Below are 26,306 nucleotides of genomic sequence, written 5' to 3'. Positions count from 1 at the left end.
AGGATGTGACGCCGACGCCGTTGCTGCAAAGAGGCTCAGGCATGATTATTGCTGGTTCTAGTGGGCATGCCGCACGGTGCGGTGGAAATCGGAGGAACCCCCAATGCGCGAGCACGACGCGCCGGAATGCCTGGAAACATCGGTGCGCTGGCACCGCCATCCCGAGGACACGATCCTGAGCTATCGTGATTGGCAGCTCATGAGCCATTTCCAGCCGATCTTCAGCATCGCGCACGGGCGCATCGTCGGGCTGGAAGCCTTGCTGCGGCCACAGCACGAGGGGGTGGAGGTGCCACCGCTGCGGTTTTTCACCTCGAGTCTGCACCCCGAAGAGCTCATTCTGCGCGACCGGCTCGCCCGTCGGTTGCACTACGAAAACTTTCGGCCGCTGGCAGGCGACGATCTGTGGCTTTTCGTCAATCGGGCACCGCAGGCACAGCTCACCGAAGAAGACGATCTCCCGGCCGGGCTCGATCCGCACCAGGTCGTGGTCGAGCTCACCGAGGACGAGAGTACCGATTCCGGGTGGCTGCGCGAACTCATGGCCCGCTACCGGGCGCTCGGCTGCCTGGTCGCGCTCGACGACTTTGGTGCTCGTCATTCGAACCTCGACCGGCTCTTCACGCTCGCGCCCGACATCGTCAAGCTCGATCGCACGCTGATTTTGTTCGCGGAAGAGGACGCGCGGGTGCGCCGCAGTCTCCAGCGGCTGGTGGCGCTCATCCGCGACACCGGTGCCTTGGTGCTCTTCGAGGGCGTGGAAACCGCGGCGCAGGCGCAGCTCGCCGTGCAGGCCGAAGCCGATCTCGTGCAAGGTTTCTACTACGCCCGGCCGCAGCCGCGCGCTTTCGCCCTCAAGAGCACCTGGGGCGCGCGGGAGAAACTGCACGACCCGCTGCGGGCGCGTCCTGTGCGCCGTCGTGAGGCGGTACCCAAAACGCTCGAAGAGGTGTTCCGGCAGACCTTGCGCCGCGTCGCTTTGGGAGAAGACTTTGCTCTGGCGAGCGCCGAGTTGATCGCCCGCCCCGAGGTCTATCGCGCCTATCTGCTCGACGCAAACGGCCGCCAGCTCGGGCACAGCGCCTCGCGTGTGCCGGTGACCCTGCTGCGTTACCTACCGCTGGCCGATGGCGCCGGTGCCCTGTGGAGCGCCCGGCCCTATTTTCGCCGTGCCATCGCCATGCCCGGACGAATCCACTTGACCGACCCCTACCTCTCGGTACCCGATGGTACCTGGGTACGCACCCTTTCCGCCACGGCCCACGGCGAGGCCGGCACTTTCGTCGTCTGCGCCGACTTGGCGGCCGATACCCTCGATGCGGAGAATGCACCATGACGGCACAAACCTTGACCCATTCGAACCCTTTTGGTGCAAGTTATGCCCCGCCGCGCGCGGACGGCGCGCTCAAGAGCCGGCGCATGGCGCTCACCCCCGCCGAGCGGCACTGGCTGCCCTGGTTCGGCAAAACCGGCAAGCTCGCCATGGGCTGGGCCTGCTGGCTCAACCGCCACCGCTATCCGGCGATCGAGCGCACTTTCGAGAGCATCGCCGCCACCCGCGTGCGCCTGCTCGAAGACTGGACGCGGACGCAGTGGGAACACCTCGCCGATCTGGCCCAGACCTACGCTGGCCGGTTCGACCAGGCGCTCGATGCCGAACCCTTGCGCCAGAAACGCCTGCTCGCCGCGGATTGTTCCGAACTCTTCGTCATCGACCCGAAAGGGCGAGTGCTCGCCTCGACTGCGCCGCAGCACGTCGGCAAGCAGGATCTGCCGGAGAAAGCCGTCGCCGCCGGGCTGAGCGGCCCGTTCCTGCACGGCCCCTACGCCGACCCATTCACCGAGACGCTGGGGCCGACGACTTCGCGTTTCCACGACGAAGTCACGCTGATGTTTTACCACCCCATCGTGCGCGACGGGGAGACGCTCGGCTGTGTCTGCGCCCGCGTGCCCAACGACGTGATCGGCGATCTCATCCAGCGCGAGGCGGGGCACATCTACCGCGACTCGGGCGACAACTACCTCTTCATGGTCGAATCGCGCTTCGATCCGACGATCGCCCCGGGCACGGCCCTGTCGCGTTCGCGCTTCGAGGATGAAACGTTTACCCTCGGAGACAACCTCAAGCGCGGCGTTTCCACCCCCTACGGCACCGTACGCGTGCAGCGACACACCGAGCTCGAGCTGCGCTTCGTCGACCCGGCCACGGGGCAACTGCACCCCGGCGTGCGCGAAACGATCCGCTGCGGCGAGAACCTCTTCGTCACCTATCCCGGCTATTCCGACTACCGACACATCCCGGTGATCGGCAAGGGCATCACTTTCCGGCTGCCCGGTTCGCCCGATCGCTGGGGGATGATGTGCGAAGCCGATCTCGAAGAGGTCTATCGCCATCGCCCGCTGGGGTTTCAGCTCACGCGCGATTTCCTGCTGCTCGTCGGCGTCGCGGCGCTGCTGGCGACGGTGTTCGCGGCCTACGCCGCACCGCCGGCGCCGACCGTGGTGGTGGCGATGGTCGCGGTGCTGCTCCTCGGCTATGCGCCGCTGCTGCGGCGCCGCGTGCGGGCGTTCACCGGACGGCTCGACGCGATGGCCGAGACGATGCGCTCGCTCGCCGAGGGGGAAGCCAACCTCACCCAGCGCTTCGATCGTCGCCTGCTCGCTGAGGACGAGAGCGGCGAGCTCGGCCGCTGGATCGACAGCTTCATCGATTCGCTCGACGGCACCTTGGGGCAAGTGGTGCGCACCACCGACGAGGTGCGCCAGACGCACGGCGAGATGATCGACAAGAACACGGAAGCTGCTGGCACCGCCAATGAGCTCCTTGCCGAGGTGCAGCATCTGCTCGACTCACTCGGCGAACAGCTCGCCGAGATCGACACCGCCACCCATACCGCCGAGGAAGTGCGCACCGCGCTCGGCGCGGTGGTGGAGAACGCCCAAGCCCAGTTTCAGACGGTGCGCACCCAGACCCAGGCGATCCGCGATTCGATCGACGCCGCCAGCCGCACCATCCAGGCGCTCAACCAGCGCACCGAGGAGATCGGCGACATCGTGGCGGTGATCAGCGACATCGCCGCCCAGACGAATCTGCTCGCGCTCAACGCGGCGATCGAGGCGGCGCGCGCCGGCGAGCACGGGCGCGGATTCGCGGTGGTGGCCGACGAGGTGCGCAAGCTGGCGCAACGCACGGCCAGCGCCACCGGCGACATCCGCGGCAAGATCGAGGGCATCCAGCACGGAGCGCGCGAGGCGGTCTCGATCATGGAATCCGGCGTGGCCGACGTCGAGAACGGTCTGCGGCTTGCCGAAGAAGCGGTCTCCGAGCAGGGCGAGGTGCACGAACTCGCCGAACGACTGCTGGGCGTGATCGAGCGCGTGGCCGAGCGCAGCCGCGTGAACGGCTCCATGATGCAACGCTTGGCGGCGATCGCCGACGGCATGCGCGGCTCGTTGGCGGCGCTCGCGGCGAGCGTCGACCGGGTCAAGCACGCCGCCGGCAAGCTGGGTGCTTCGATGCGGCGCTTCCGCGTGACGAGCGCGCGTTGAGCACCGGCGTGTTCCCTCGGGAGGACGAACATGACGAAGAACGAATCCGGCGCACGACGCGCCCCGCCGCTGGCCGTGGCGCTGAGGCACGTCGCTTACGAAGACTTGGGTCTGCTCGAGCCGTGGCTCGTGTGGCGCGGCTGGCGAGTGCGCTATATCGACCTCGGTCTCGACGAGCTCTGCGGCTGGGATGCGCTCGCCCCCGACCTGCTGGTGGTGCTCGGCGGCCCGCTCGGCGCCGAGGACGACGATGATTTCCCTTTCCTTGCCGAGGAAGTGCGCTTGATCCGGGCGCGGCTGGATGCGCAGCGGCCCACGCTGGGTATCTGCCTCGGAGCGCAGCTCATGGCCCGTGCCCTGGGGGCGCGGGTGCGACCCATGGGAACGAAAGAACTGGGCTATTTCTCGCTCGAACTCACTCCGGCGGCTGTTGGCACGCCCATCGCCCGGATCGGCGCGCAGCCCGTGCTGCAGTGGCACGGCGACGTCTTCGATCTACCCGACGGCGTGCAGAGCCTCGCGCGAACGCCGCTGTGCCCCAACCAGGCGTTCATGGTGGAGGATCACGCGATGGCCTGGCAATTCCACCTCGAAGTCGCCCCTTCTCGACTCGAGCGCTGGCTCATCGGCAACATCGATGAGATCCGGGCCTGCGGTCTGCGTCCGGACGAGCTACGCCGCCAGGCGCGGGCGCAGGAAGCGGGATTGCAGCAGGCAGCCGCAGCGGTGATGCAGGCGTGGTTCGAGCGGCTCGATCTCTGAGGTTGGCGCTCATCCACCCCGTGCGCCAAATCGGTAAGAGCGCACGTTGGAAGAATTTTTCTCGACAGAAGGATCGGCGATTTTCTCCTTTTCCAAGACGTCTTTTGATGAATTTTGCATTATTATCGCTCTCAGCCGGAGAATGAGTGCAAGGAGTTCTTCATCCTCGGCCATATCCTCGATTTCCTTCAGCACCTCCAAGGCTTGTTGTGCGTCTTTTTGCAGCCGTGCCAGATCGATGTTGTATTCCAGCTGACGACGGACGCTGAGTTTGAGTCGGGCGAGTAGTCGAATGAATTCGGGGTCGCTGGCGTCGATCATGGTTTCGTCCCGATCCTGCTTGATTGTTCATGCCCCCTCGACCGGACGTTGCCACAAACGATGGGCGAGGGGGTGTTGATCAAAAGCTTTTTTGGAACGAAAGAACTACTCTGGCATCGGCCACCTCTTCGCCGTCCCAGGTATAGGCGGATTTACTGGCATCGGTGTCGGTATAGGCCAGGGTGGCGACGCCGAAGCCGAGATCCTTGCTCACGCCGAGTTTCCAGTCGGTGTACGAGGCTGCGTCGTTGTCTTCCACTTCCTGATGCCCGACGTGGCCGAGCACACCCCAGCCCCCGCCCAGGTCATAGCTGGCCGAGAGATCGAGGTAGTAGCTGCCGCGGGTATCGCCGCCATCGTCGGTGGTCCAGCCGACGAAGTGGTCGGAAACCGTGTGGTAGTATTTGAGGGCCACCGTTTTCCAGGACAAACCGGCGTAGACTTCGGTGGTGTCCGGGTCGACCGCTCCCGAGATTTTGTCGCCGGGATAGTAGTACGTGATGATGCCGAAGTCATAGCCGAACGAGTCGGCGAAGGTGCCGCGAAAGCCGCCATAGAGGTCCACTTCGAGGCTGTTGTCCTCTTTGTAGCCGCCAGCTTCTACCCAATCGACGTTCGAGCCCCACAGTCCGACGTAGAATCCGCTATCGTGCGCCAATTCGAGGCCGCCTTGGACGGCGGGCTCGTTTTGTGTCTGCGACACACCGCGAAAGACATAGTCGCTGGTGGCCCCGAGGGTAAAACTGAGCGCAAACGGGCTCTTGGCCGTATCTTCGGCATGGGCCAAAGAGACGCCGAGCACGGCCAGGGTGGCGGTGAGGGGAAGCAGAGGGGTTTTCATGAAAGTCTCCGGTGGACAGGCCAGACGTTAGGAAGCAAGAACGATGCCAGTCGTTTTTTCCCCGTTTGGCCGTGGCTTGCGGGCAGGCGCAGGGTGCCCCTTGCGCCATCTTGGGGCGGAAGATGCTTCGTTCGAGGGCAAGGGAACAGGGAGAGGCCCGAAAATGTCACGAAACCGTCACCGTTTCGCGATATAACGGCAACACGTTTCTGATGGCACGAGCGGAGGGATCATGGCGGCCAATGTGCTGGTGGTCGAGGACGAACCGGCGATCCTGGAGCTGATCGCGGTCAATCTCGAACAGGCGGGATTTCACGTGCTGCGCGCGTCCGAGGCGGAGACGGCCTTGCGGCTCATCGGAGAGGCGCTGCCGGATCTGGTGCTCATAGACTGGATGCTGCCGGGGCTGTCGGGCATCGAACTCGTGCGCCGCTTGCGGCGGGAAGAGCGTACGCGGGCGCTGCCGCTCATTTTGCTCACGGCACGCGGGGCCGAGGTGGACAAGGTATTGGGGCTGGAGGCAGGGGCGGATGATTACGTCACCAAACCCTTTTCGCCGCGTGAGCTCGTGGCGCGCATCCGGGCGGTGCTGCGCCGGCGCCGGCCGGAGGTGGGCGAGGAGGTGCTCGAGGCGGGTGGCTTGAAGCTCGATCCGGCGGCGCGGCGGGTGCTGGCAGAAGGGCGGGTGGTGGCGCTGGGGCCGACCGAATTTCGCCTGCTGCATTTCCTCATGGTGCATCCGGAGCGGGTGCACAGCCGCTCGCAGCTGCTCGACCGCGTCTGGGGGGATCACGTCTTCGTCGAGGAGCGCACGGTAGACGTGCACGTGCGCCGCTTGCGCGCGGCGCTCGAACCCTATGGGATGGCGGGTCTGATCCAGACGGTGCGCGGGGCGGGGTACCGGTTTTCGGTGCAGACGGCACAGGAAGCATGAAGACGGCGCAGCGGCTGCGGCGACAGCGCCGTTTCGCTTGGCGGCGGCTGGCTGGCGTGGGAACGGTTGCAGCGGTGGGTGCGCTCTTTTCCTGGCCGGCGGGGCTAGGCCTGCTCGCGCTCGGGCTGGGCTGGGCATGGTGGTGCGTCGAGCGCGAGTTTGCCGAGGTGCTGGGGGAAGCGCTCACTGGAGCGCCTCATGAGGATCTTTCCCCCCGGGCGCGGCTGGTGCTCGAGCCGCTGCGGGCGCAGGAGCGGGTGTGGCGGCGCCGGCTGGAGGCGGCACGGCGCGACCGGGAGCGCCTGATCGCGGCCTGGGATCGCCTGCCGGTGGGGGTGGTGTGGCTGGCGGCCGACGGGACGATCCGCCGGCTCAACCGGCGCGCCGAGGATCTGCTGCAATTACAGCGCCGCCTGCATGGGGGGCAGCCGCTCGCCCTCTTCCTGCCCGAGCCGCGCTGGCTCGAACGCATTCGCGCTTCGGGCGAGGCCGGGTTTACCGGCGAGGTGCCGCGGCGCGGGGAAACGCTCCATTGCCGCCTGCAATGGGTTCCGCTAGAGGAAGGAGAGGCGCTGCTGCTCGTCGAGGATCGCACCGAGGCGATGCGGCTCGAGCGGATGCGGCGCGATTTCGTCGCCAACGTCTCGCACGAGCTGCGCACGCCGCTCACCATCGTGCGCGGCTACGTGGAGACGGCGCTGGATGCGCCCACTCCCCTGCCACCGCCCTTGGCGGGCTATCTGGAGCAGGTGCATGCGCAGGCGGTGCGCATGCAGCGGCTGGTGGAGGATCTTTTGACGCTGGCGCAGCTGGAGGGGACGCAGCCGCCGCCGGCGAAATGGGTGGACGTCGGGGAGCTTCTGGAGACGGCGGCCGCCCAGGCCAGAGGCGTGGCGCCTGAGGGGCTGACGGTGGAGGTGGATTTCCCGCCGCAACCCCGCGCGATCTTGGGCGTGCGCACCGAGCTGGAGTCGGCCTTGGGCAATCTCGCCCTCAACGCGGTGCGCTACACGCCCGCGCCGGGCCGGGTGGTGATCGGAGCGCGTGCGGCGGAAAACGGCGAAGGGGAGCTCTTCGTGCGCGATACCGGCATTGGGATCGCGCCGGAGCACCTGCCGCGCCTCACCGAGCGCTTCTACCGCGTCGATCGGGCCCGCTCGCGCGACCGCGGTGGCACCGGCCTGGGGCTGGCGATCGTCAATCACGTGGCGCAACGCCACGAGGCGAGGCTATTCATCGACAGCGCGCCGGGCAAGGGGAGCGAATTCCGGCTGCGCTTTCCCTCCGGGCGCTGGCGCGAGGGCGAGGCGGTCAAATGATGACTGGGTCGATCCAGAAGAAGGTGAGGATCAGGTAATCCTCGCCCTTTTCGAGGACTTCCTGCACGCGGGCGCCGCGCGTCTTGTGTTCGACCCACAGGTTGAGCAGCTTGGCTTCGGTGCCGATCTCGAGCGGAGCGAGCAGACGGTGCGTGCCTTCGTCGCCACGGCTCGTGTCGGGAAACCAGAAAGCGGGGTACCAGGGAGTTGGCGGCGCTCCTACCACGGGGAAGTGCTGCACCGCCGTCGGGCGGGGGATGCCGGGGATCTGCTCGAGCCCGAGGTGGATCTCGCCGTCGAAGGTGGCTTGGCGCCAGCGCACGCGCGTGAGCATGCCGCCGTAGGTCTTGGGGTGTTTGCGCACGAGAAGCAGCCGCCCGGGCGGCCAGCGGGTGAGCTCGCTGCGCGCGCCGCTGCGGCGGATGCGCCACCCCTTGGGACTGCGGTCCATGGCATCCCACTGCGTGAGGTGGGGGGAGTAGAGCAGCTCGTTCTTTTCCCGCTCGCGCTCGGTGAGATCGACGTCGCTGACGGTGCCGCCGAAGAGCTGGATGCGCTGGGCTTCCTCGAAGGTGCGGCGCACCGACACCGCCGTGGGCGGCTCGAAGGCGCGTCCCGTAAAGTAGAAATAGATCGCTGGCCAGTCGGAGACGACCTGCAGCCCTTCATTGCTCGGCTCGCGGGGTTCCTGTCGCTTGGGCGGCTCTCCCGTCCAGCGCTGCGACAGGGTTTCGAGGAGCAGGCGCTCGTCGGTGGATAAGCCTGCCTGAGCGAGCCGCATCTGCACTTTGGGTATGAGTGCGCCGGCATCGTAGAGGCGCAGCATCTTGGCGTCGGCCAGGGCAAGCGCGGGGATGGGGGGCGAATTTCCGGCGAGGTCGATGCCGTAGCGGTCGTCGATGCGATCGAGCCACTCCGGCGGAACGAACTGGGCGTAGGTAGCCAGTTCGAGCGCGAAGGTAACCACCCGCGGCAGCATCGACATGGGCAGGGCGTTGGGATTGGCGAGATGGATGAGGGCGGCGGCATGGTGCACTTCGCGGCAGCTCAGCCGCAGCGGAGTGCCGAAAAGACCGTCGTCGACGCGTCGATTGGCCACGTTGGCGCGCTCGGCGCGCAGCAGCGCCTGGTGCAAGCCGCCCCAGAGGGTGTCGGGAACGCGCGTGAGCTCGAACCAGAAAATGAGCATCATGCGCAGCAGGCACCAGCTCTGGCGTTCGTGGGCGAGCGCGCAGTAAGGCGAGGAGGGAACGGCCGCCGGGTGCTGCGTGGCCTTGGTGTACAGCTTGATGAGCTTGCCCCAGGCTTTCAGGTACGGAGATTCGCGCGTGGGCGGGCTGCGGCGCGGCCAGCCAACGCGGTGCAGGGCCGCGCGCAGCAGGTCGGCACGATCGACGAGCTGGGAAAAGGTGGCGAACTCCTGGCCCAGGAGGCTGTCGGCCAGGATCTCGAATTCGGCCGCCGGAGGGGGCGATTCCGGGGCAACGGCCCACAGATGACGCAACCGCTCGTCGATGGCTTCGATCGTCTCCTGCATGGCGGGCCCTTTACCTATGCCGACGGAAATGGCATTGTAGCCGATTTACCCGAACGGTTTTTCCGGTCCGAACGCGATGGGAGCATCCCGTCAGGCGGTGAGTTTGCGCCGCAGCAGTTCGGTCACACGTTGTGGATTGGCCGCGCCGCGCGAGGCTTTCATCACTTGGCCGACGAGGGCGTTCAACGCCTTTTCTTTGCCGGCGCGGAATTCCTCCACCGACTTGGGATTGGCGGCGATCGCCGCTTCTACCAGCGCTTCCAGGGCGCTCTCGTCGCTCACCTGCTTGAGACCCTGCGCTTGGATGATCGCGTCGACGTCCTCGCCTGCACCCGCCCACAGCGCTTCGAACACCTTCTTGGCTCCGGCATGCGAGATCGTGCCATCCTGCACGCGGCGTGCCAGGGCGGCGATGTGTGCTGGGCGCACGGGGCTCTCGCCGATCTCGATCCCGCTGCGGTTGAGCCTGGCGGCGAGCTCGCCGAGAATCCAGTTGGCGCAGGGCTTGGCGAGTACAGGGTCCACGGCGGCAACGGCGGTCAGATAGTAGTCGGCCAGTTCTTTGCTTGCCGTGAGGAGGTTGGCATCGTAGGGGGTGAGGCCGTGTTCCTCGACGAGCCGCCGCCGCAGCGCCTGCGGCAGCTCCGGGAGGCTTGCCCGCACTTCTTCGATCCAGGCGCGGTCGATGACGAGCGGCAGGAGATCGGGATCGGGGAAGTAGCGGTAGTCGTGCGCGTCTTCCTTGGTGCGCATCACGCGGGTCTCGCCGCGCTCGGGATCGAAGAGCACGGTGGCCTGTTGGACGGCGCCGCCTTCCTCGAGCGTTTCGATCTGCCAGCGGACTTCGTAGTCGATCGCCTGCTGCAGGAAGCGGAAGGAGTTGAGGTTCTTGATCTCGCGACGCGTGCCCAGGCGCGTCTCGCCCTTGGGGCGCACCGAGACGTTGGCGTCGATGCGAAACGAGCCCTCCTGCATGTTGCCGTCGCACACCCCGATCCAGCGCACCAGGGCGTGCAGCGCCCGGGCGTAGGCCACCGCCTCTTCGGCCGAGCGCATGTCGGGCTCGGAGACGATCTCGAGCAGCGGCGTGCCGGCGCGGTTGAGGTCGATTCCGGTCATGCCGTGGAAGTCTTCGTGCAGGCTCTTGCCCGCGTCTTCTTCGAGGTGCGCGCGCGTGATGCGCACGGTTTTCTCGTAGGCGGCTTCTCCCTCGCCCACCTGCACGGTGATGGCGCCGTTTTTGACCACCGGCAGCTCGTATTGGCTGATCTGGTACCCTTTGGGCAGGTCGGGGTAGAAGTAGTTCTTGCGGGCGAAGACGCTGCGCTGGGCGATTTCGGCCTCGATCGCCAGCCCGAGGCGGATGGCGCGCTCGACGGCGCCGCGGTTGAGCACGGGCAGGGTGCCGGGCAGGGCCACGTCGATGGCACATGCCTGGCGGTTGGGTTCGGCGCCGAAGGCGGTGGAGGCGCCGGAGAAGATCTTGCTGCGCGTGGTGAGCTGCGCGTGGATCTCGAGGCCGATGACGGTTTCCCAGTCGGTGCGGTTCATGGCGGTTCCGTGGTTTACAGCGGCGGCAACCGGCGGTGCCAGTCGGTTTTTTGCTGGAAGACGTGGGCGGCGAGCAGCAGCCGCGTCTCGGCAAGATAGGGGCCGATGAGCTGGCAGCCGATGGGCAGCCCTGCCGCGTCGAACCCGCAGGGGTGCGACAGCGCCGGCAGGCCGGCGAGGTTGGCGCCGATGGTATAGATGTCCTGCAGGTATTCCTGCACCGGATCTTGACCTTTTTCGCCCAGGCGCCAGGCCGTGGTGGGCGCGGTGGGGGCGAGGAGGAGGTCACAGGAGGCGAAGGCCCGGGCGTAATCTTCGGCGATGAGGCGGCGCAGTTTCTGCGCCTGCAGGTAGTAGGCGTCGTAGTAGCCGTGCGAGAGCACGTAGGTGCCGACGAGGATGCGGCGCTTCACTTCCTCGCCGAAACCCTGGGCGCGCGTCTTGCGGTACATGTCGTCGAGGTCGGTGTACGCCGGGGCGCGGTAGCCGTAGCGCACGCCGTCGTAGCGCGCGAGGTTGCTCGAGGCTTCCGCCGGGGCGATGACGTAGTAGGCGGGAATGGCGAGCTCGGCGCGCGGCAGCGACACCTCCACGAGGCGCGCGCCCAGGGCTTCATAGGTGCGGGCGGCTTCTTCGACGGCGCGGCGCACGTCGGCGTCGAGCCCCTCGACGGCGAAGAATTCACGCGGCAGGCCCAGGCGCAGCCCATCGAGCCGTCCGTCGGCGGCGGCGAGCGCCGCGGCATGGTCTTCGACTGGGCGTTCGAGCGAAGTGGAGTCGCGCGGGTCGAAGCCTTCGATGGCCGTGAGGGCGAGCGCGCAGTCTTCGGCGCTGCGGGCGATCACGCCGGCTTGATCGAGCGAGGAGGCGTAGGCGATGATGCCGTAGCGGCTCACCCGCCCGTAGCTCGGCTTGATGCCGGTGACGCCGCACATGGCCGCCGGCTGGCGCACGCTGCCGCCGGTGTCGGTGCCGGTGGCTACGGGCACGATGCCGGCGGCCACGGCCGCGGCCGAGCCGCCCGAGGAGCCGCCGGCGATGCGGTCCGTATCCCAGGGATTGCGACAGGGGCCGAAGTGGGAGTGTTCGTTCGCCGAACCCATGGCGAATTCGTCGAGGTTGGTCTTGCCGAGGGACACGGCGCCGGCTTGGGCGAGCCGCTCGACGACGAAGGCGTCGTACGGCGGCACGAACTCGGCGAGCATGCGCGAGGCCGCGGTGGTGCGCACGCCCTTGGTGCAGAAGAGGTCTTTGTGGGCGATGGGGATGCCGGAGAGTAACGAGATGTTTCCGGCACGGCGGTGTTCGTCGGCGGCGCGGGCGGCTTCGCGCGCGCGCTCCGGCGTGAGGGTGATGAAGGCGTTGAGTCGTTCCTGCAACGCTTGCGCGCGCTCGAGGGCGGCCTCGGCCAGAGCTTCGGCGCGGGTGCGACCTTCGGCGAGCGCGGTGGCAAGCTCACGCAGCGAGGAGGCAAGGAGCCGTTCTGTGCTCATTCGATCACCTTGGGCACGAGATAGAGGCCGTTCTCCGCCGCGGGGGCGAGGGCGAGCAGGACGTCGCGCTGATCCGGTTCGGTGACGGCGTCCTCGCGCAGGCGCTGTGGCAGATCGAGCGGATGGCTCATGGGTTCGACGCCGCTGGTGTCGACGGCTTGCAGCCGATCTACCAGGGCGAGGACCCGTTCGAGGTCGGCACGGAACGCCGCGGCGTGCTCGGCGGTCAATTCGATGCGGGCGAGTTCGGCGAGGCGGTCGAGGTCGATGGCGGGCATACGGCAGACCCTGTCGCGTCCAAAGCTTTGTAGAGTATCATATTCGCGACCCTTTTGCCGAGACTTCCCCGTGGGGGCGACTCCTTCGCGCCACGACGTCCTAGGCCGGCGAATGCCTGCGTTTCCGTTTCTCCAAGGACCCAACATGTTCGGTTTTCTGCGTTCTTTGTTTTCCAACGATCTGGCGATCGACCTTGGCACGGCCAACACCCTCATCTACATGCGCGGCCGCGGCATCGTGCTCAATGAGCCCTCGGTCGTGGCGATCCGCATCGATCCGTCCACCGGCAAGAAAGTGATCCAGGCCGTCGGGCAGACGGCCAAGCAGATGCTGGGGAAGACCCCTGGCAATCTGCAGGCGATCCGGCCGATGAAAGACGGCGTGATCGCCGACTTCGTCGTCACCGAGCAGATGATCAAACAGTTCATCAAGAAGGTGCACTCTTCCAGTCTGCTCTCGCCCAGCCCCCGCATCATCATCTGCGTGCCTTGCGGCTCGACCCAGGTGGAGCGCCGCGCGATCCGCGACGCGGCGCTCGCCGCAGGCGCGAGCAAGGTGTTTCTCATCGAGGAGCCGATGGCTGCGGCGATCGGGGCGGGTCTGCCGGTGGCCGAGGCCACGGGCTCCATGGTGGTCGACATCGGCGGTGGCACCACCGAGGTTGGTGTGATCGCGCTGGGCGGAATGGTTTACTCCGGCTCGATCCGGGTGGGCGGCGACAAGTTCGACGATGCCATCGTCAACTACATCCGGCGCAACTACGGCATGCTCATCGGCGAGGCGACGGCCGAGCTCATCAAGAAACAGGTAGCCATCGCCTTCCCCTCGTCCGAGGTGCTGGAAGTGGAAGTCAAGGGGCGCAACCTCGCCGAGGGGATTCCGCGCAGTTTCACCGTGTCGTCGAACGAGATCCGCGAGGCGATCGCCGATCCCTTGAACCAGATCGTCTCGGCGATCAAGATTGCGCTGGAGCAGACGCCGCCGGAGCTGGGTGCGGACATCGCCGAGCGCGGCATCGTGCTCACGGGCGGCGGCGCCTTGTTGCGCGATCTCGACCGCCTCATCCAGGAAGAGACGGGGTTGCCGGTGATCGTGGCCGAGGATCCGCTCACCTGCGTGGCGCGCGGCTGTGGCATGGCGCTGGAGAAAGTCGATATGCTCGATACCCTCTTCGCCACGGAATGACCTACGGTTTCGGGGAGTTGCGATGAATTCCCCGCTCGGCGCCTCACCCAACGTTCCGCGTTTCCATCGCGCGATGTCCCCCGGGCAGCGCCTGGGGCTGGCGACGCTCGCGTCGGTGCTGCTCTTGGTGCTCGATCTGCGCTTCGGGGCGCTGGGAGCGGTGCGCGATGCGGTCTCGGTGGTGCTTCGCCCGGTCCAGGAGGCGGCGCACTGGCCGGTGAAACTCGCCGCCGACGGGTCGATCTATTTCGCCACGCTCGCCGAGGTGCAGGCCGAGAATGCGCGTCTGCGGCGCATCGAGACGGAGGACCGGCTGCGCGCGGCCACCTTGGCCAGTCTCGAGGCGGAAAATGCCGAATTGCGGCGCCTGCTGGGCATGGGCAAGCGTGCCGAGCTGCGCACCCTCGGCGTCGAAGTGCTCTACGATGCGCCCGATCCGTTCAGCCGGCGCATCGTCGTCGATCGCGGGGCGAATGCCGGCGTGCGCCTGGGCCTGGCGGTGCTCGATGCCGATGGGCTCGTGGGGCAAGTGACGCGCATCCAGCCGCTGGTGTCGGAAGTGACCCTGATCACGCAGAAGGACCATGCGGTGCCGGTGATGGTGCAGCGCAACGGTGTGCGTGGCGTGGTCTATGGCCTGGGCGACGGCTACCTCGAATTGCGCCATTTGCTCGCCGATGCGGACGTGCGCGCCGACGACCTGCTCGTCACCTCCGGCCTCGATGGCGTGTTCCCTGCGGGAATTCCCGTGGCGAGGGTGGTATCCGTCGACACCGGCGCGGGTTTTTCCCATATCGTGTGCGAGCCCGTGGCCTTGGGCGAGCGTCGGCGTTATCTCATGGTGGTCGAACGCGTGCCGGCGAAGGAAGCGTCGGCGGGAGGTGCGTGATGCGGGCCGTTTCCCGTCCGGCGCGGGTGCTTCAGCCGCCGCGGCCGCGCTTCATCCTCCTTACCCTGGCGCTGGCGTTTTTCTGGGATCTGATTCCCAAGGGGGGGTGGGGGTTCTGGCCCGAACTGACGCTGGCGGCGCTCACTTTCTGGGCGATGCGCGATCCCGATCGGGTGGGCGTGGGGACGGCGTTCGTGCTGGGAGTGATGCTCGACGTGGGGCGCGGCGTGGCCTTGGGACAGGAGGCATTGGCCTTGGTGTGGGTGGTCTATCTGGCGCAGCGCCGTTCGGCGCGCATCCTGTGGTTCGGCGGCTGGGGCCAGGCCCTTTTGCTGTTGCCCTTATGGGTGCTGGCGCTCGCCGTGCAGGCGGCGGTCCGTCTGGCCGCGGGGGGCGACTGGCCGGGATGGGGGTATTTCGGCTCGGCCTTTGCCAATGCCGCCTTGTGGCCGCTCCTGAGCTACGCTCTGCTATGGCCGCAATGGCGGGCGGTGCGCTCGGACGCTTCGGCGTCTTTGTCCTGAGACGGGCATGACGGATAGCGGATTGGACGGCGAGGCGGTGGTGGGTCGGACGCGCCGGCGTCTGGCGGTGCTGGCCGTCTTGATCCTTGCTGGTTTTTCGGTCCTGCTCGGCCGCCTGCACCAGCTGCAAGTGCGGGAGCACGCGCGCTTTCAGACGCTGGCCGAAGACAACCGTCAGGCGTTCGTGCCCATCGTACCGCATCGCGGCCAGATCCTGGACATTCACGGTGAGGCACTCGCGCGCAACGTGCGAGCCTATACCCTGGAGATCGATCCGGCGCAGGTTCGGGATCTCGATGGCACGATCGATCGCCTCTCCAAAATCGTCACGATCGAAGAGAGCGACCGCAAGCGCTTCCTGCGTCAGATGCGGGACCAGCGCGGCCTGGGCAGCATCGCGATCCGCCAGCATCTCACGGACGAGGAGGTGGCGCGCTTCGTGGCCTGGAAGTTCGCCTTTCCCGGCGTCGAGGTGCAGGCGCGGCTCTTTCGCGAGTATCCGCAGGGCGAAGCGACGGCGCACGTGGTCGGTTATCTCGGGCGAATCAACGAGCAGGATCTGGAGCGGCTGGAGGGCGAGGGGCTCACGGGTGCCTACCGCGGCACCGACTATACCGGCAAGGAAGGTATCGAGGCGCAGTACGAGGCGCTGTTGCACGGCACGACCGGCTGGGAGCGGCTGGAAGTGAATGCGGCGGGGCGGGCGGTGCGCCGGCTCGACCGGCGCGAGGCGGTGAGCGGCAAGGATCTGGTCTTGACGATCGATGCGCGCCTGCAGCGTTTCGTGCTCGACGCCTTTGCCGGGCGGCGCGGGGCGTTCGTCGCGCTCGACCCGCGCGACGGGGCGGTGATCGCCATGGTTTCTTCCCCCTCTTTCGATCCGAAGCTCTTCCTCGACGGTTTGACGCAGGCCGACTGGGAGCGGCTCGCTCTGAGCGAGGATCGTCCCCTCTTCAACCGCGCCTTGCGCGGTACCTATCCGCCCGGCTCGACTTTCAAACCCTTCATGGCCATGCTCGGGCTCACCTCGGGCAAGCGCCAGCCGGGGCAGCGGTTCGACCGGCAAGGGATGTTCGAGTATTCCGGCGTCAAGTTGTATGACAAGAAGAGCAGTTGCCAGAGCGGGGTCGATCTGCACCGGGCGCTGGCCTTCTCCTGCAACGTCTATTTCTATACGCTGGGTAACGAGCTGGGAATCGATGCCATCAGTTCCTTCATGGGTAAACTGGGGTTCGGACAGCGCACCGGCATCGACCTGCCCGGCGAAGCGTCCGGGGTGTTGCCTTCGCGCGAATGGAAACGGCAGCGGTTCAAGAAGGCGAGCCAGCAGCAGTGGTTCGGCGGCGAGACGCTGTCGACCTCCATCGGTCAGGGCTACAATGCCTATACGCCCTTGAAGATGGCACATGCCTTGAGTATCCTCGTCAACGGCGGCGTGATCCGCAAGCCGCACGTGCTGGCGGCCACGCTCGATCCGGCCACTGGCGAGCGCATTCCCGTCGCCGGTGAGGTAGCCGGCTTCGTCAAACTCGATCCCGCGCACGTCGATGCCGTGCTGCGGGCGATGGTCGACGGCGCGCGCATCGGCACCTCGGCCCGCGCCTTTGCCGGGGCGGCCTATTCGGTGGGCGGCAAGACCGGCACGGCGCAGGTCTTCTCCTTGCAAGGGCGCAAGTACGACCCCGATGCCACCGATGAGGATCTGCGTGACCATTCGTGGTACATCGCCTTCGCTCCGGCCGACGAGCCCCGCATCGTCGCGGCGATCATCGTGGAAAACGGCGGCCCCGGCGGCCGGACGGCGGCTCCCCTGATGCGGCAGATCTTCGATTATTATTTTGCTTCCCATGTGGAACCCGGAGAAGAGGGCGGGCGATGAATCTCATGCCATGGCTCGCTGTCTTGAAGCGGATGGGACGGCGTTGGGACCCTCCGCTCATCGCCTGTGTGCTGCTGTTCTTCGCCGGCGGGCAGGTGGTGCTGATGAGCGCTTCTCCCGAGCGGGTCGATTCCCTGTGGCTGCACCAGATCTTGGCGCTCACGGCGCTTTTGGCGGCAGCCCAGGTGCCGTTTCGCTGGTGGTTTCGCCTGGCCCCGCCGCTGTATCTCGTGGGGGTGCTGCTGCTGGTGGCCGTGCTGCTCTTCGGCGAGACGGCCAAGGGGGCGACGCGCTGGCTCGATCTGGGCGTGGTGCGCATCCAGCCCTCGGAACTTATGAAGCTCGCGGCGCCGCTCATGCTGGCATGGTACTTTGCTCGGCGGCGCCAGTCGCTTGCGTGGTGGGATCACGCCGTGGCCTTCGCGCTGCTCGCGATCCCCGCCGCGCTGATCCTGAAGCAGCCCGATCTGGGCACGACCATCCTGGTGGTGGCCGCCGGTGGCTTCGTCCTCTTTTTCGCCGGGCTGTCGTGGCGGCTCATCGGGCCGCTCGTACTGGCGCTGGCGATCGGCGTGGGGGCGCTGCTCGTGCAGGGCGATCGCTGGTGTCAGCCGGACGTGGCCTGGCCCATGCTGCACGATTACCAGAAACAGCGCGTGTGCACGCTGCTCGATCCGGAGCGCGATCCCTTGGGCAAGGGATTCCACACCATCCAGGCGGCGATCGCCATCGGTTCGGGGGGCGTGTGGGGCAAGGGGTGGCGCGAGGGGACGCAGTCGCAGCTTTCTTTCGTGCCGGAGCGCCACACCGATTTCATCTTCGCGGTGCTTGCCGAGGAGTTCGGTTTCTTCGGCGCGGCGGCTTTGCTGTCGGCCTACGCGCTGCTGCTGCTGCGCGGCGCCTGGCTTGCCGCCCGCAGCCCGAGCTGGGCCGGGATGCTGATGGGAGGGGCGGTCGTCGGAACCACTTTCGTCTATGCGTTCGTGAACGTGGCGATGGTGAGCGGCATGTTGCCGGTGGTCGGCGTGCCTTTGCCGTTCATCAGCTACGGCGGAACGGCGCTGGTGACGCTGGCCACCGGTCTGGGGTTGCTCTTGAGCGCGGCGGCCGAGAGTGCCCCTGAGAGAGGTTTTTCCGCCTGGCGGGGGGTGGCATGAAACGCGTGCAGAGATGGCCTGCGGCCAGCGTGGTGGTCCTCGTCGGTCTGAGCGTGGCGGCCTGCGGTTCGCCGCAGACGAAGCGCACGGCAACCGAGGCAGGGGTGCGCAGCGCGATGGTTTCCGGCGAGGAGCCGATTCCGCGCGTCGAGCCCTTGCGTCCGGCCAATGCACGCGCTTACACCGTGCTCGGCCGCACGTACTTCCCCATGACGGATTTTGCTCCGTACCGGGAGATCGGCCTGGCTTCGTGGTACGGCCGGCAGTTCCATGGCCAGCCGACGGCTACGGGCGAGACCTACGACATGTATTCCTTCACCGCCGCGCACAAAACACTGCCCATTCCCAGCTACGCGCGCGTGACCAACCTCGCCAACGGTCGACAGGTGATCGTGCGGGTGAATGACCGCGGCCCCTTCGTCTCCGAACGGCTCATCGACCTGTCGTTCGCGGCGGCCGACCGCCTGGGATTCGCCAACCAGGGGACGACGCAGGTGGAGGTGGAGCTGATCCTGCCGGAAGAGATTCGCCTGGCCGAGGCGCGCGGCGAGCCGATTCGTGCCCGCGGCGCCGAGAGCCGGCCGACGCTGATGGCAGCTCGTTCCGCTTCTGCCTCGATGCCGGCGGCAGGGCGCACGCCGCCCGAGGCGGAAACCGCCCCGACCGCCGTGCCGCCCGTGATCGCCACGGCCAGTACGCCGGCGAACGAGGCGGCGGCCGTACAGACTGCGGCCGTTCCGACGCAAGAGGCGATTGCGGCGGTCCCGCTCGCACCCGCCGCGATCGAGCGCACGGTTCCGGCGCCTGGCTATTACCTGCAGCTGGGAGCGTTCGCCCAGGCAGACAACGCCGATTCCTTCCGGCGACACGCGGCAACGATGCTGCCGGAAGTCGATCTGCACGTGGTTGCCGCCCTGGACAAAGTCCGCGTCTGGGCTGGTCCGTTCGCCGACGAGGCGGCGGCGCGCGCGGCAGCGCGCATCGTCACGGCACGCCTGGGCGGCAGCGCCTTCGTGGTCACCGCCCCCTGAAGCGTCGCGGCGTATAATGAGATGCTTCGCAATGTGTCGTAGGAGTCGGAGCGTGAGGTTTCCTCGGACGATTCAGGCTTTGTTTGCGTTCTTTCTGGTGTGCTGGGTCGCAGTGGCGCAGGCGGTGGTGCCGCCCATCACGCTCAATGCCCGGCAGTGGGTGCTGATCGATGCGCGCACGGGCGAAGTGCTCGCCGGCAAGGATGCCGACCAACCGGCCGAGCCGGCCTCCATCACCAAGCTCATGACCGCCTACATCATCTTCGGTGCGCTGCGTGACGGGCGTCTTCGGCTCGACCAAAGCGTGCCCGTCTCGCCCACGGCGTGGAAGATGGGCGGTTCGCGCATGTTCATCGACCCCAAGATGGCGCCCACGGTGGAGCAGCTGCTGCGCGGCATGATCATCCAGTCGGGCAACGACGCTTCCGTGGCCTTGGCCGAGGCGGTGGCCGGCAGCGAGGAGGCCTTCACCGCCCTCATGAACGATGCGGCGAAGAAACTCGGCATGAAGAACTCGCACTTCATGAACGCGACCGGCATGCCCGATCCGCAGCACTACATGAGTCCGCACGACATCGCCCTGCTCGCGCGCGCCCTCATCGACGAGTTTCCCCAGTTCTACAAGATCTATTCGGAAAAGGAATACGTCTTCAACGGCATCCGCCAGCCCAACCGCAACCGCCTGCTGTGGCTCGACCCCAGCGTCGATGGCATCAAGACGGGGCATACCGCCAGCGCCGGCTACTGCCTGGCCTCTTCGGCGCAGCGCGAGGGGCGCCGGCTCATCGCCGTGGTGCTGGGGGCGCCCTCTGACGAGGTGCGGGTACAGGAATCGCTCAAGCTGCTCAATTACGGCTTCCAGTTCTTCGATGCCGTCAAACTCTACGATGCCAACCAGACGGTGGCCACGCTGCGCGTGTGGAAAGGCGAGAAGAAAGAAGTGCCCGTGGGCTTCACCTCCGACGTGGTGCTGACTCTGCCGCGCGAAGACGCCAAGCACGCCCAGGCGCGCTTCGTCGGCGAAGAGCCGCTGCTCGCGCCCGTGAGCAAAGGGCAGCCGGTGGGCCGGGTGGAAGTGACCGTCGAGGGTAAACCGCTCACCACGCTCACCGCGGTGGCGCTCGAGGACGTGCCGCAGGCGGGCTGGTTCGGCCGAGCCTGGGACGCGCTGGTGCTGTGGCTCAAGCGTTGGTGAATCCTACCTCGGTGCACTGGCTCGGCCGGCAGTCCTACCAGCCGGTGTGGCGCGCCATGCAGCGCGCCACCGCCGAGCGCGGGGGAGATGCCCCCGACCGGCTGTGGTGCCTCGAACACGAGCCCGTCTATACCCTGGGGCTTGCCGGCCGTCCCGAGCACCTGCTGCCCCAGGGGCGGGCATTGGGGATCCCCGTGGTGCACATCGACCGCGGCGGACAGATCACCTATCATGGCCCGGGGCAGCTCATCGTCTATTTTCTCCTCGATCTGCGCCGCCGGGGTTTGAGTGTGCGCGCCCTGGTGCACCACATCGAGCAGAGCGTGATCGACCTGCTCGCCAGCTGCGGCCTGCACGGCGAGCGGCGTGAGGGCGCCCCTGGCGTTTACCTCGCTGGCGCCAAGATCGCCGCGCTGGGGCTGCGGGTGAAGAATGGCTGTACGTACCACGGGCTCTCGCTCAACGTGGACCTCGACCTCTCGCCTTTTGCCGGCATCAATCCCTGCGGCTATGCGGGGCTCGTCACCACGCGCCTGCGCGATCACGGCATCGATTGGAGCGTGCGCGAGACCGCCGAGCGGCTGCTCGGGCCGCTGCAGACCTGGCTCGGGCCGCTTGCCTGGAGCGCTGCTCCCGACCCCTGGGCCCCGCCCTCTTCCTGAAAGGAGCCGATCATGGACCGACCCGTCGATGCGCCCGAGAAAGCCCGCGGTGCTCAAAAAACCGCCCGCATTCCGATCAAGATCGTCCCCAAGGCACCACTGCCCAAACCCGAGTGGATCCGCGTGCGCCTGGCGGGCGGCGAAGAGGCCGAACGTTTCCAGAGCATCAAGGCGACCTTGCGCGCGCACCGGCTGCACACCGTGTGCGAGGAGGCCTCCTGCCCCAACATCCACGAGTGCTTCGGCAAGGGCACGGCCACCTTCATGATCCTGGGCGACGTCTGCACGCGCCGCTGCCCCTTCTGCGACGTGGCCCACGGCAAGCCGCTGCCGCCCGATCCGGCCGAGCCCGAGCACCTCGCGCGCACGGTGGCGGCCCTGCGCCTGCGCTACGTGGTCATCACCAGCGTCGACCGCGACGACCTGCGCGACGGCGGCGCGGCGCACTTCGCCGCCTGCATCCGTGCCGTGCGCGAGCACTCGCCTTCCACCCGCATCGAAGTGCTGGTGCCGGATTTCCGCGGCCGGCTGGAGGCGGCGCTGGAAGCCTTCGCCCACGATCTGCCCGACGTGATGAACCACAACCTGGAAACCGTGCCCCGGCTCTACCGCCAGGCGCGGCCCGGGGCCGACTATGCCCATTCCTTGCGGCTGCTGGCGGAATTCAAGGCGCGCCATCCCGAAGTGGCGACCAAGTCCGGCCTGATGGTGGGGTTGGGCGAAACCGACGAGGAGATCGTGCAGGTGATGCGCGACCTGCGCGCGCACGGCTGCGACATGCTCACCATTGGCCAGTACCTGCAGCCGTCGTCCGGGCACCTCCCGGTGGAGCGCTACGTTCCGCCCGAGACCTTCGCTGCCTTCGAGCGCGAGGCACTCGCCCTGGGATTCCGTCATGCCGCCTGCGGGCCGCTCGTGCGTTCTTCCTACTGGGCCGACCGCCAGGCGCAGGAAGCGGGCGTGGCCTGACCCGGCGCGTATGGAGCTCAATGCGGCGCAGCGCGCGGCGATCACCCACCTCGACGGCCCCTGCCTCGTGCTCGCCGGGGCCGGCAGCGGCAAGACGCGCGTCATCACGCACAAGATCGCCCACCTCATCCAAAAGGTGGGGCTCGCCCCCCGGCACATCGCCGCCATCACCTTCACCAACAAGGCCGCTCGCGAGATGCAGGAGCGGGTGGCGGCGCTCCTGGGCGGGCGCCTCCCCGGCGGGCTGACCGTGAGCACTTTCCATGCGCTCGGTGTGCGCCTGCTGCGCGAGGAGGCGCCGCATCTCGGCCTCAAGCCGAGATTCTCCATCCTCGATCCGGCCGATGCGCAGAACGTGCTCGCCGAGCTCCTGCCCGCGGCCGAGCGCGGCATCGTGCGCCAGCTGCACTGGCGCATCTCACAGTGGAAGAACGCAGCGGTCGAACCGGAGGAGGCCGAGCAGCTCGCCGGCGACGAGCTCGCCGCGGCCGCGGCGGCGGCTTACCGCGACTACGAGCGCACGCTGCGCGCCTACCACGCGGTCGACTTCGACGATCTCATCCTCTTGCCCCTGCGTCTGCTACGGCGCGATGCCGAGGTGCGCGAGCGCTGGCAGAACCGGCTGCGCTACCTCCTCGTCGATGAATACCAGGACACCAACCGCACCCAGTACGAGCTCCTGAAACTGCTCGCCGGGCCGCGCGAAGCCTTCACCGCCGTGGGCGACGACGATCAGGCGATCTACGGCTGGCGCGGCGCCGACGTCGAGAACCTGCGCCTGCTCGCGCAGGACTACCCCCGGCTGCGCGTCATCAAGCTGGAGCAGAACTACCGCTCCAGCCGCCGCATCCTCGCCGCCGCCAACACGCTCATCGCGCACAACGACAAGCTCTTCGACAAGCGCCTGTGGTCCGAGCACGGCGAGGGCGACCCGGTCACCGTGTTCGCCTGCCGCGATCCCGAGCACGAGGCCGAATGGGTGGCGGCGCGGCTCGATGCCCACCGTTTCCAGCACCGCGGCCGCTGGCGCGACTATGCCATCCTCTATCGCGGTAACCATCAGGGGCGGCTCTTCGAGCAGGCCCTGCGCCAGCACAAGATCCCCTACACCCTCACCGGCGGGCAATCCTACTTCGACCGCGTCGAGATCCGCGACGTCATGGCCTACCTGCGGCTGCTGCTCAACGAGGACGACGACCCGGCCTTCGTGCGCGCCGTCACCACGCCGCGGCGCGGCATCGGCCCGGCGAGCATCGAGGCCCTGTCGCGCTACGCCGGCCTGCGCCACCTGAGCCTGTCGGCGGCATTGCGGGAAGAAGGCGCGGCAGCGCACGTGCCGGCCGCGGCGCTGCAGGCCCTGCGCACCTTCGCCGGCTTCCTCGACCGGCTGCGCTGGCGGGCTGAGCGCGAGCCGGCCGCCCGGCTCCTCGAAGAGCTGCTCGCGGCGATCGACCTCGAAGGCTGGTATCTCGCGCACGGGCAGCCGCGCGAGGCCGAGGCGAGGGCGCGCTCGCTGCGCGACTTCGCCGCCTGGGTGGGGCGCAAGGGAGAGGAGGAAGGAAAGACGCTACTCGAGCTCGCGCAGACGCTCAACCTCGTCGCCCGGCTCGACGAGGGGGAAGACGATGCCGACGCGGTGCAACTCGCCACCCTGCACGCGGCCAAGGGGCTGGAATTCAAGCACGTCTTCCTCGTCGGCGTCGAGGAGGGCATCCTGCCGCATCAGGCGAGCCTGGAAGAAGAGCGGATCGAGGAAGAGCGCCGGCTCATGTACGTCGGCATTACGCGTGCGCAGCGCAGCCTGACGATCACCTGGTGCGAGCGCCGGCGCGAGGGCAAGGAATGGCGCAGCGTGGAGCCGTCGCGCTTCATCGCCGAGATGGGCGATGGCGTGCAGACGCGGCGGCGCGACGAGCCCGTGGCCAAGGAAGACGCCCAGGCGCGGCTGGCGCGTCTGCGCGCGATGCTCGAAGGCGGCTAGCGCCCCAGCCAGCGCTCGAGCCGCGGCAGCAGCTCGTCGGGGCCGAGATAGCCGGCCACGCGCAACTCGCTGCGCTCGGCGCCGCCGGGTGAAAAGAAAAGGAGCGCCGGCGGCCCGAAGAGCTCGAAGCGACGCAGCAGCGCGCGGGCGGATTCGTCGGCGGCGGTGACGTCCGCTCCGACACGGACCACTCCAGCCAGGCGCTCGCGCACGCGAGGATCGTCGAGCGTGACGCGCTCCAGTTCCAGGCAGGAGACGCACCAGTCGGCCCGCACGTCGACCAGCACGGGGCGATCGCTCGCGCGCACGGCCGCCTCCAGCTCGGCGAGCGAGCGCACCGTGGGAACCTGCTGCGCCGGTGCCGCTGCGGCGGAAGCGGCCGACAAGCGCAGCGCGAGCGGCTGCAGGGGGTCGCGTCCGCCGGAGAGCAGGCCGATCAGGGCGACGATGCCGTAGGTGGCGAGCGCCAGACCCACGGCCTTGCCCAGGCGTCGCATGGCCGACGCCTGCGGGGGTAGGGGGTCGATCGCGTGCAGGAAGACGCCGGTGCCCAAGGCGAGCAGCGCCCAGCCGAGCAGCCACAGCCAGTCCGGCGCCACTGGCCGCACGATCCACCAGGCGAGTGCCAGCATCAGCACGCCGAAGGTGCGTTTCACGCCCGTGAGCCAGGGGCCGGAGCGCGGCAGGAGTTCCCGCGCGCCCATACCCACCGCCACGAGCGGCGCCCCCATGCCCAGCCCCAGCGCGAAGAGCGCCCAGCCGCCGAGCCAGGCGTCTCCCGTGCGGGCGATGTAGAGCATCGCCCCGGCGAGCGGCGCGGCCACGCAGGGGCCGACCACCAGCGCCGAGATCGCTCCCATGAAGGCCACCCCGAGATAGCGCCCGCCCGGCAGCCGCCCGGCGGCGGCATCGAGCCGGGTCTGCCAGGAGGACGGCAGCTGCAGCTCGTAGAGGCCGAACATCGACAAGGAGAGCAGCACGAACACCAGCGCAAAGCCTCCCAGCACCCAGGGCGTCTGCAGGGCGGCCGAGAGCATCGTGCCCGACAGCCCCGCGAGCGCCCCCGCGAGGGCATAGACGGCGGCCATGGCCAGGACGTAGGCGAGCGACAGGCCGAACGCCCGTCCGCGCGAGACGTGTTCCTTGCCTCCGACGATGATGCCCGAGACGATGGGGATCATGGGGAAGGTGCAGGGCGTGAAGGCGAGCAGCAGCCCCAGCCCGAAGAAGGTGGCGAGCATGGGGGCCCAGTGGCTGCCGGCGAGCGCCTGCGCGAGCCGCCCACTCTCATCGGCCGGCAACGCGCTCGCAGGCGGCGCAGCCTCGGAGGTCGCAGCGGGGGACGTCTCCACGGCACCGCGCAGCCGCTGTAGCAAACTCGCGGCAGGAGGGGCGGCGGCCACCTCGAGGTCGGTGACCACCGGCGGAAAGCAGATGCCACCGTCCCAGCAGCCTTGGTAGGTGAGGCGCAGGCGCTGCGGGATTTCGCCTTCGTAGGGAAGGGGGATGGCGACACGGTCGCGGTAAACGTAGACGTCGCCGAGGAATTCGTCCTGCTTGGCTTCCCCCGGGGGCAAGCGCGGAGCGTGCAGCTGCGCTCCGGCAGGGGCCGTGGCGGTGAATTTCAGCTTGTCGCGATAGAGGTAGTACCCCTCGCGGATGGTGAAATCGACGACGATGGAGTTCTCCGCCCCGCGCCAGGCATGCGGGACGAAGGCTTCTTCCGGCGGCACCGGATCGGCGGCGCGCGCGACGAACGGTGCGAAGAGGAAGAGCAGGGTCAGCAGGCAATACGGCAGGCGTGACCGAGAACGAAGACGGTTCATGCGGAATCCTCGGGTGCGGGCAGGGTCTGCGCGGCGACCCACTCCAGGTAAGCGGGCAGCCCCGCCGACACTGGGACCGCGACGATCTCCGGGAGTTCATAGGGATGCAGCGCGCGCAGGCGCTCCTGTAGCGCCTGGTAGCGCGCCGCGGTGGTCTTCAGAAGCAGCAGGGCTTCCGCGTCTTCATGCACCTTGCCTTGCCAGCGGTAGAGCGAGCGCAGGCCGGGGACGACGTTCACGCAGGCGGCGAGCCGCTCCTCGACCAAGGTGCGGGCGAGCTCGCGCGCCGTGTCGGGGTCGGGGGCCGTGCAATATACGAGCAGGATCGTGTCCATCGCCATCGTTCCTCGTGACGGTTTTCCATTATATCGCCCGGTGTCGCCGGGCTTCCTCGCTATAATGAATACGTTACGAAGGAAAAA

Annotated in this window: 23 protein-coding genes; 15 read left to right on the top strand and 8 right to left on the bottom strand. The window is 67.8% G+C overall.

Features of this window, described 5'->3' with window-relative positions; all coding sequences use genetic code 11:
• The first annotated feature begins 103 nt into the window (after positions 1 to 103).
• The 3 genes from EPD82_RS06010 to EPD82_RS06000 all read left to right on the top strand — a co-directional run bounded on the left by EPD82_RS06010 (position 104) and on the right by EPD82_RS06000 (position 4,311).
• Positions 104 to 1,336, top strand: a complete 1,233-nt coding sequence (locus EPD82_RS06010) for a sensor domain-containing phosphodiesterase (RefSeq protein WP_141056124.1) — start codon at positions 104 to 106, stop codon at positions 1,334 to 1,336.
• 83 nt (positions 1,337 to 1,419) lie between these two features.
• Positions 1,420 to 3,549 (top strand): methyl-accepting chemotaxis protein, encoded by a 2,130-nt coding sequence (locus EPD82_RS06005; protein WP_141056136.1) that lies wholly within the window; start codon positions 1,420 to 1,422, stop codon positions 3,547 to 3,549.
• A 30-nt stretch (positions 3,550 to 3,579) separates the two neighbouring features.
• Positions 3,580 to 4,311: a glutamine amidotransferase gene (locus EPD82_RS06000; RefSeq protein WP_141056123.1), complete on the top strand. Its 732-nt coding sequence runs from the start codon at positions 3,580 to 3,582 to the stop codon at positions 4,309 to 4,311.
• A 9-nt stretch (positions 4,312 to 4,320) separates the two neighbouring features.
• Here EPD82_RS06000 and EPD82_RS05995 read toward each other — a convergent pair whose 3' ends face one another.
• Complete coding sequence (locus EPD82_RS05995) at positions 4,321 to 4,632, bottom strand: hypothetical protein (RefSeq protein ID WP_141056122.1); 312 nt, start codon at positions 4,630 to 4,632, stop codon at positions 4,321 to 4,323.
• A 79-nt stretch (positions 4,633 to 4,711) separates the two neighbouring features.
• The gene (locus EPD82_RS05990; protein ID WP_055423288.1) at positions 4,712 to 5,473 is read right to left on the bottom strand and encodes a TorF family putative porin; all 762 of its coding nucleotides are present in this window, start codon (positions 5,471 to 5,473) and stop codon (positions 4,712 to 4,714) included.
• A 232-nt stretch (positions 5,474 to 5,705) separates the two neighbouring features.
• On the opposite strand from EPD82_RS05990, the gene phoB reads away from it, so the two are divergent.
• Together phoB and EPD82_RS05980 are read left to right on the top strand one after the other, a co-directional pair.
• A complete protein-coding gene (phoB, locus tag EPD82_RS05985; RefSeq protein WP_141056121.1) occupies positions 5,706 to 6,407 on the top strand; it encodes a phosphate regulon transcriptional regulator PhoB in 702 nt (233 codons plus the stop codon).
• The gene (locus EPD82_RS05980) at positions 6,404 to 7,726 is read left to right on the top strand and encodes an ATP-binding protein (protein ID WP_141056120.1); all 1,323 of its coding nucleotides are present in this window, start codon (positions 6,404 to 6,406) and stop codon (positions 7,724 to 7,726) included. Before phoB ends, EPD82_RS05980 begins: the two co-directional genes overlap by 4 nt.
• Here the strand turns inward: EPD82_RS05980 and EPD82_RS05975 are convergent.
• The 4 genes from EPD82_RS05975 to gatC form a co-directional block, all read right to left on the bottom strand.
• Positions 7,719 to 9,263: a hypothetical protein gene (locus EPD82_RS05975; protein ID WP_141056119.1), complete on the bottom strand. Its 1,545-nt coding sequence runs from the start codon at positions 9,261 to 9,263 to the stop codon at positions 7,719 to 7,721. The genes EPD82_RS05980 and EPD82_RS05975 overlap by 8 nt on opposite strands.
• Positions 9,264 to 9,353: 90 nt before the next feature.
• Entirely contained in the window at positions 9,354 to 10,814 is a 1,461-nt protein-coding gene (gatB, locus tag EPD82_RS05970) for an Asp-tRNA(Asn)/Glu-tRNA(Gln) amidotransferase subunit GatB (protein WP_141056118.1), read from the bottom strand.
• Positions 10,815 to 10,828: 14 nt separating this feature from the next.
• The gene (gene gatA, locus EPD82_RS05965; protein WP_055423283.1) at positions 10,829 to 12,307 is read right to left on the bottom strand and encodes an Asp-tRNA(Asn)/Glu-tRNA(Gln) amidotransferase subunit GatA; all 1,479 of its coding nucleotides are present in this window, start codon (positions 12,305 to 12,307) and stop codon (positions 10,829 to 10,831) included.
• Positions 12,304 to 12,585, bottom strand: a complete 282-nt coding sequence (gene gatC / locus EPD82_RS05960) for an Asp-tRNA(Asn)/Glu-tRNA(Gln) amidotransferase subunit GatC (protein WP_055423282.1) — start codon at positions 12,583 to 12,585, stop codon at positions 12,304 to 12,306. The genes gatA and gatC overlap by 4 nt, the downstream gene beginning before the upstream one ends.
• Before the next feature lie 145 nt (positions 12,586 to 12,730).
• Here gatC and EPD82_RS05955 point away from each other — a divergent pair, with 145 nt between their 5' ends.
• Genes EPD82_RS05955 through EPD82_RS05910 form a run of 10 tightly spaced genes read left to right on the top strand, consistent with a single transcriptional unit; the run spans position 12,731 to position 24,058 of the window.
• Positions 12,731 to 13,771, top strand: a complete 1,041-nt coding sequence (locus EPD82_RS05955; RefSeq protein WP_055423281.1) for a rod shape-determining protein — start codon at positions 12,731 to 12,733, stop codon at positions 13,769 to 13,771.
• Between the two features lie 22 nt (positions 13,772 to 13,793).
• Positions 13,794 to 14,660 (top strand): rod shape-determining protein MreC, encoded by an 867-nt coding sequence (gene mreC, locus EPD82_RS05950; RefSeq protein WP_072247925.1) that lies wholly within the window; start codon positions 13,794 to 13,796, stop codon positions 14,658 to 14,660.
• Positions 14,660 to 15,184 (top strand): rod shape-determining protein MreD, encoded by a 525-nt coding sequence (gene mreD / locus EPD82_RS05945; RefSeq protein WP_141056117.1) that lies wholly within the window; start codon positions 14,660 to 14,662, stop codon positions 15,182 to 15,184. The genes mreC and mreD overlap by 1 nt, the downstream gene beginning before the upstream one ends.
• 7 nt (positions 15,185 to 15,191) lie before the next feature.
• The gene (gene mrdA / locus EPD82_RS05940; RefSeq protein WP_055423279.1) at positions 15,192 to 17,063 is read left to right on the top strand and encodes a penicillin-binding protein 2; all 1,872 of its coding nucleotides are present in this window, start codon (positions 15,192 to 15,194) and stop codon (positions 17,061 to 17,063) included.
• Positions 17,060 to 18,220 carry a rod shape-determining protein RodA gene (gene rodA, locus EPD82_RS05935; RefSeq protein ID WP_055423278.1) on the top strand — a complete coding sequence of 387 codons (1,161 nt, stop codon included), beginning with the start codon at positions 17,060 to 17,062 and terminating at the stop codon, positions 18,218 to 18,220. The genes mrdA and rodA overlap by 4 nt, the downstream gene beginning before the upstream one ends.
• Positions 18,217 to 19,251, top strand: a complete 1,035-nt coding sequence (locus EPD82_RS05930; protein ID WP_141056116.1) for a septal ring lytic transglycosylase RlpA family protein — start codon at positions 18,217 to 18,219, stop codon at positions 19,249 to 19,251. Before rodA ends, EPD82_RS05930 begins: the two co-directional genes overlap by 4 nt.
• A gap of 52 nt (positions 19,252 to 19,303) precedes the next feature.
• On the top strand, positions 19,304 to 20,446 hold the full coding sequence (locus EPD82_RS05925; RefSeq protein ID WP_055423276.1) for a D-alanyl-D-alanine carboxypeptidase family protein: 1,143 nt from the start codon (positions 19,304 to 19,306) through the stop codon (positions 20,444 to 20,446).
• The gene (gene lipB / locus EPD82_RS05920) at positions 20,443 to 21,108 is read left to right on the top strand and encodes a lipoyl(octanoyl) transferase LipB (protein WP_198289003.1); all 666 of its coding nucleotides are present in this window, start codon (positions 20,443 to 20,445) and stop codon (positions 21,106 to 21,108) included. Before EPD82_RS05925 ends, lipB begins: the two co-directional genes overlap by 4 nt.
• A 12-nt stretch (positions 21,109 to 21,120) precedes the next feature.
• Positions 21,121 to 22,077 (top strand): lipoyl synthase, encoded by a 957-nt coding sequence (gene lipA / locus EPD82_RS05915; RefSeq protein ID WP_141056115.1) that lies wholly within the window; start codon positions 21,121 to 21,123, stop codon positions 22,075 to 22,077.
• A gap of 10 nt (positions 22,078 to 22,087) precedes the next feature.
• Positions 22,088 to 24,058, top strand: coding sequence for a UvrD-helicase domain-containing protein (locus EPD82_RS05910; protein WP_055423274.1), 1,971 nt, complete (start codon positions 22,088 to 22,090; stop codon positions 24,056 to 24,058).
• Here EPD82_RS05910 and dsbD read toward each other — a convergent pair.
• Both dsbD and cutA read right to left on the bottom strand, forming a co-directional pair.
• Positions 24,055 to 25,884: a protein-disulfide reductase DsbD gene (dsbD, locus tag EPD82_RS05905; protein WP_141056114.1), complete on the bottom strand. Its 1,830-nt coding sequence runs from the start codon at positions 25,882 to 25,884 to the stop codon at positions 24,055 to 24,057. The genes EPD82_RS05910 and dsbD overlap by 4 nt on opposite strands.
• On the bottom strand, positions 25,881 to 26,219 hold the full coding sequence (cutA, locus tag EPD82_RS05900) for a divalent-cation tolerance protein CutA (protein ID WP_141056113.1): 339 nt from the start codon (positions 26,217 to 26,219) through the stop codon (positions 25,881 to 25,883). The genes dsbD and cutA overlap by 4 nt, the downstream gene beginning before the upstream one ends.
• Positions 26,220 to 26,306: the final 87 nt, after the last annotated feature.

It is taken from the genome of Tepidiphilus succinatimandens (genome assembly GCF_006503695.1).
Classification (GTDB): Bacteria; Pseudomonadota; Gammaproteobacteria; order Burkholderiales; family Rhodocyclaceae; genus Tepidiphilus; species Tepidiphilus succinatimandens.
This window is presented reverse-complemented; position numbering and strand designations above follow the sequence as displayed.

Excerpts from the sequence above, each read along its gene's own strand:
- EPD82_RS06010 (WP_141056124.1), top strand. The coding sequence starts at position 104 with ATGCGCGAGCACGACGCGCCGGAATGCCTGGAAACATCGGTGCGCTGG.
- EPD82_RS06005 (WP_141056136.1), top strand. The coding sequence starts at position 1,420 with ATGGCGCTCACCCCCGCCGAGCGGCACTGGCTGCCCTGGTTCGGCAAA.
- EPD82_RS06000 (WP_141056123.1), top strand. The coding sequence starts at position 3,580 with ATGACGAAGAACGAATCCGGCGCACGACGCGCCCCGCCGCTGGCCGTG.
- EPD82_RS05995 (WP_141056122.1), bottom strand. The coding sequence starts at position 4,632 with ATGATCGACGCCAGCGACCCCGAATTCATTCGACTACTCGCCCGACTC.
- EPD82_RS05990 (WP_055423288.1), bottom strand. The coding sequence starts at position 5,473 with ATGAAAACCCCTCTGCTTCCCCTCACCGCCACCCTGGCCGTGCTCGGC.
- phoB (WP_141056121.1), top strand. The coding sequence starts at position 5,706 with ATGGCGGCCAATGTGCTGGTGGTCGAGGACGAACCGGCGATCCTGGAG.
- EPD82_RS05980 (WP_141056120.1), top strand. The coding sequence starts at position 6,404 with ATGAAGACGGCGCAGCGGCTGCGGCGACAGCGCCGTTTCGCTTGGCGG.
- EPD82_RS05975 (WP_141056119.1), bottom strand. The coding sequence starts at position 9,263 with ATGCAGGAGACGATCGAAGCCATCGACGAGCGGTTGCGTCATCTGTGG.
- gatB (WP_141056118.1), bottom strand. The coding sequence starts at position 10,814 with ATGAACCGCACCGACTGGGAAACCGTCATCGGCCTCGAGATCCACGCG.
- gatA (WP_055423283.1), bottom strand. The coding sequence starts at position 12,307 with ATGAGCACAGAACGGCTCCTTGCCTCCTCGCTGCGTGAGCTTGCCACC.
- gatC (WP_055423282.1), bottom strand. The coding sequence starts at position 12,585 with ATGCCCGCCATCGACCTCGACCGCCTCGCCGAACTCGCCCGCATCGAA.
- EPD82_RS05955 (WP_055423281.1), top strand. The coding sequence starts at position 12,731 with ATGTTCGGTTTTCTGCGTTCTTTGTTTTCCAACGATCTGGCGATCGAC.
- mreC (WP_072247925.1), top strand. The coding sequence starts at position 13,794 with ATGAATTCCCCGCTCGGCGCCTCACCCAACGTTCCGCGTTTCCATCGC.
- mreD (WP_141056117.1), top strand. The coding sequence starts at position 14,660 with ATGCGGGCCGTTTCCCGTCCGGCGCGGGTGCTTCAGCCGCCGCGGCCG.
- mrdA (WP_055423279.1), top strand. The coding sequence starts at position 15,192 with ATGACGGATAGCGGATTGGACGGCGAGGCGGTGGTGGGTCGGACGCGC.
- rodA (WP_055423278.1), top strand. The coding sequence starts at position 17,060 with ATGAATCTCATGCCATGGCTCGCTGTCTTGAAGCGGATGGGACGGCGT.
- EPD82_RS05930 (WP_141056116.1), top strand. The coding sequence starts at position 18,217 with ATGAAACGCGTGCAGAGATGGCCTGCGGCCAGCGTGGTGGTCCTCGTC.
- lipA (WP_141056115.1), top strand. The coding sequence starts at position 21,121 with ATGGACCGACCCGTCGATGCGCCCGAGAAAGCCCGCGGTGCTCAAAAA.
- EPD82_RS05910 (WP_055423274.1), top strand. The coding sequence starts at position 22,088 with ATGGAGCTCAATGCGGCGCAGCGCGCGGCGATCACCCACCTCGACGGC.
- dsbD (WP_141056114.1), bottom strand. The coding sequence starts at position 25,884 with ATGAACCGTCTTCGTTCTCGGTCACGCCTGCCGTATTGCCTGCTGACC.
- cutA (WP_141056113.1), bottom strand. The coding sequence starts at position 26,219 with ATGGACACGATCCTGCTCGTATATTGCACGGCCCCCGACCCCGACACG.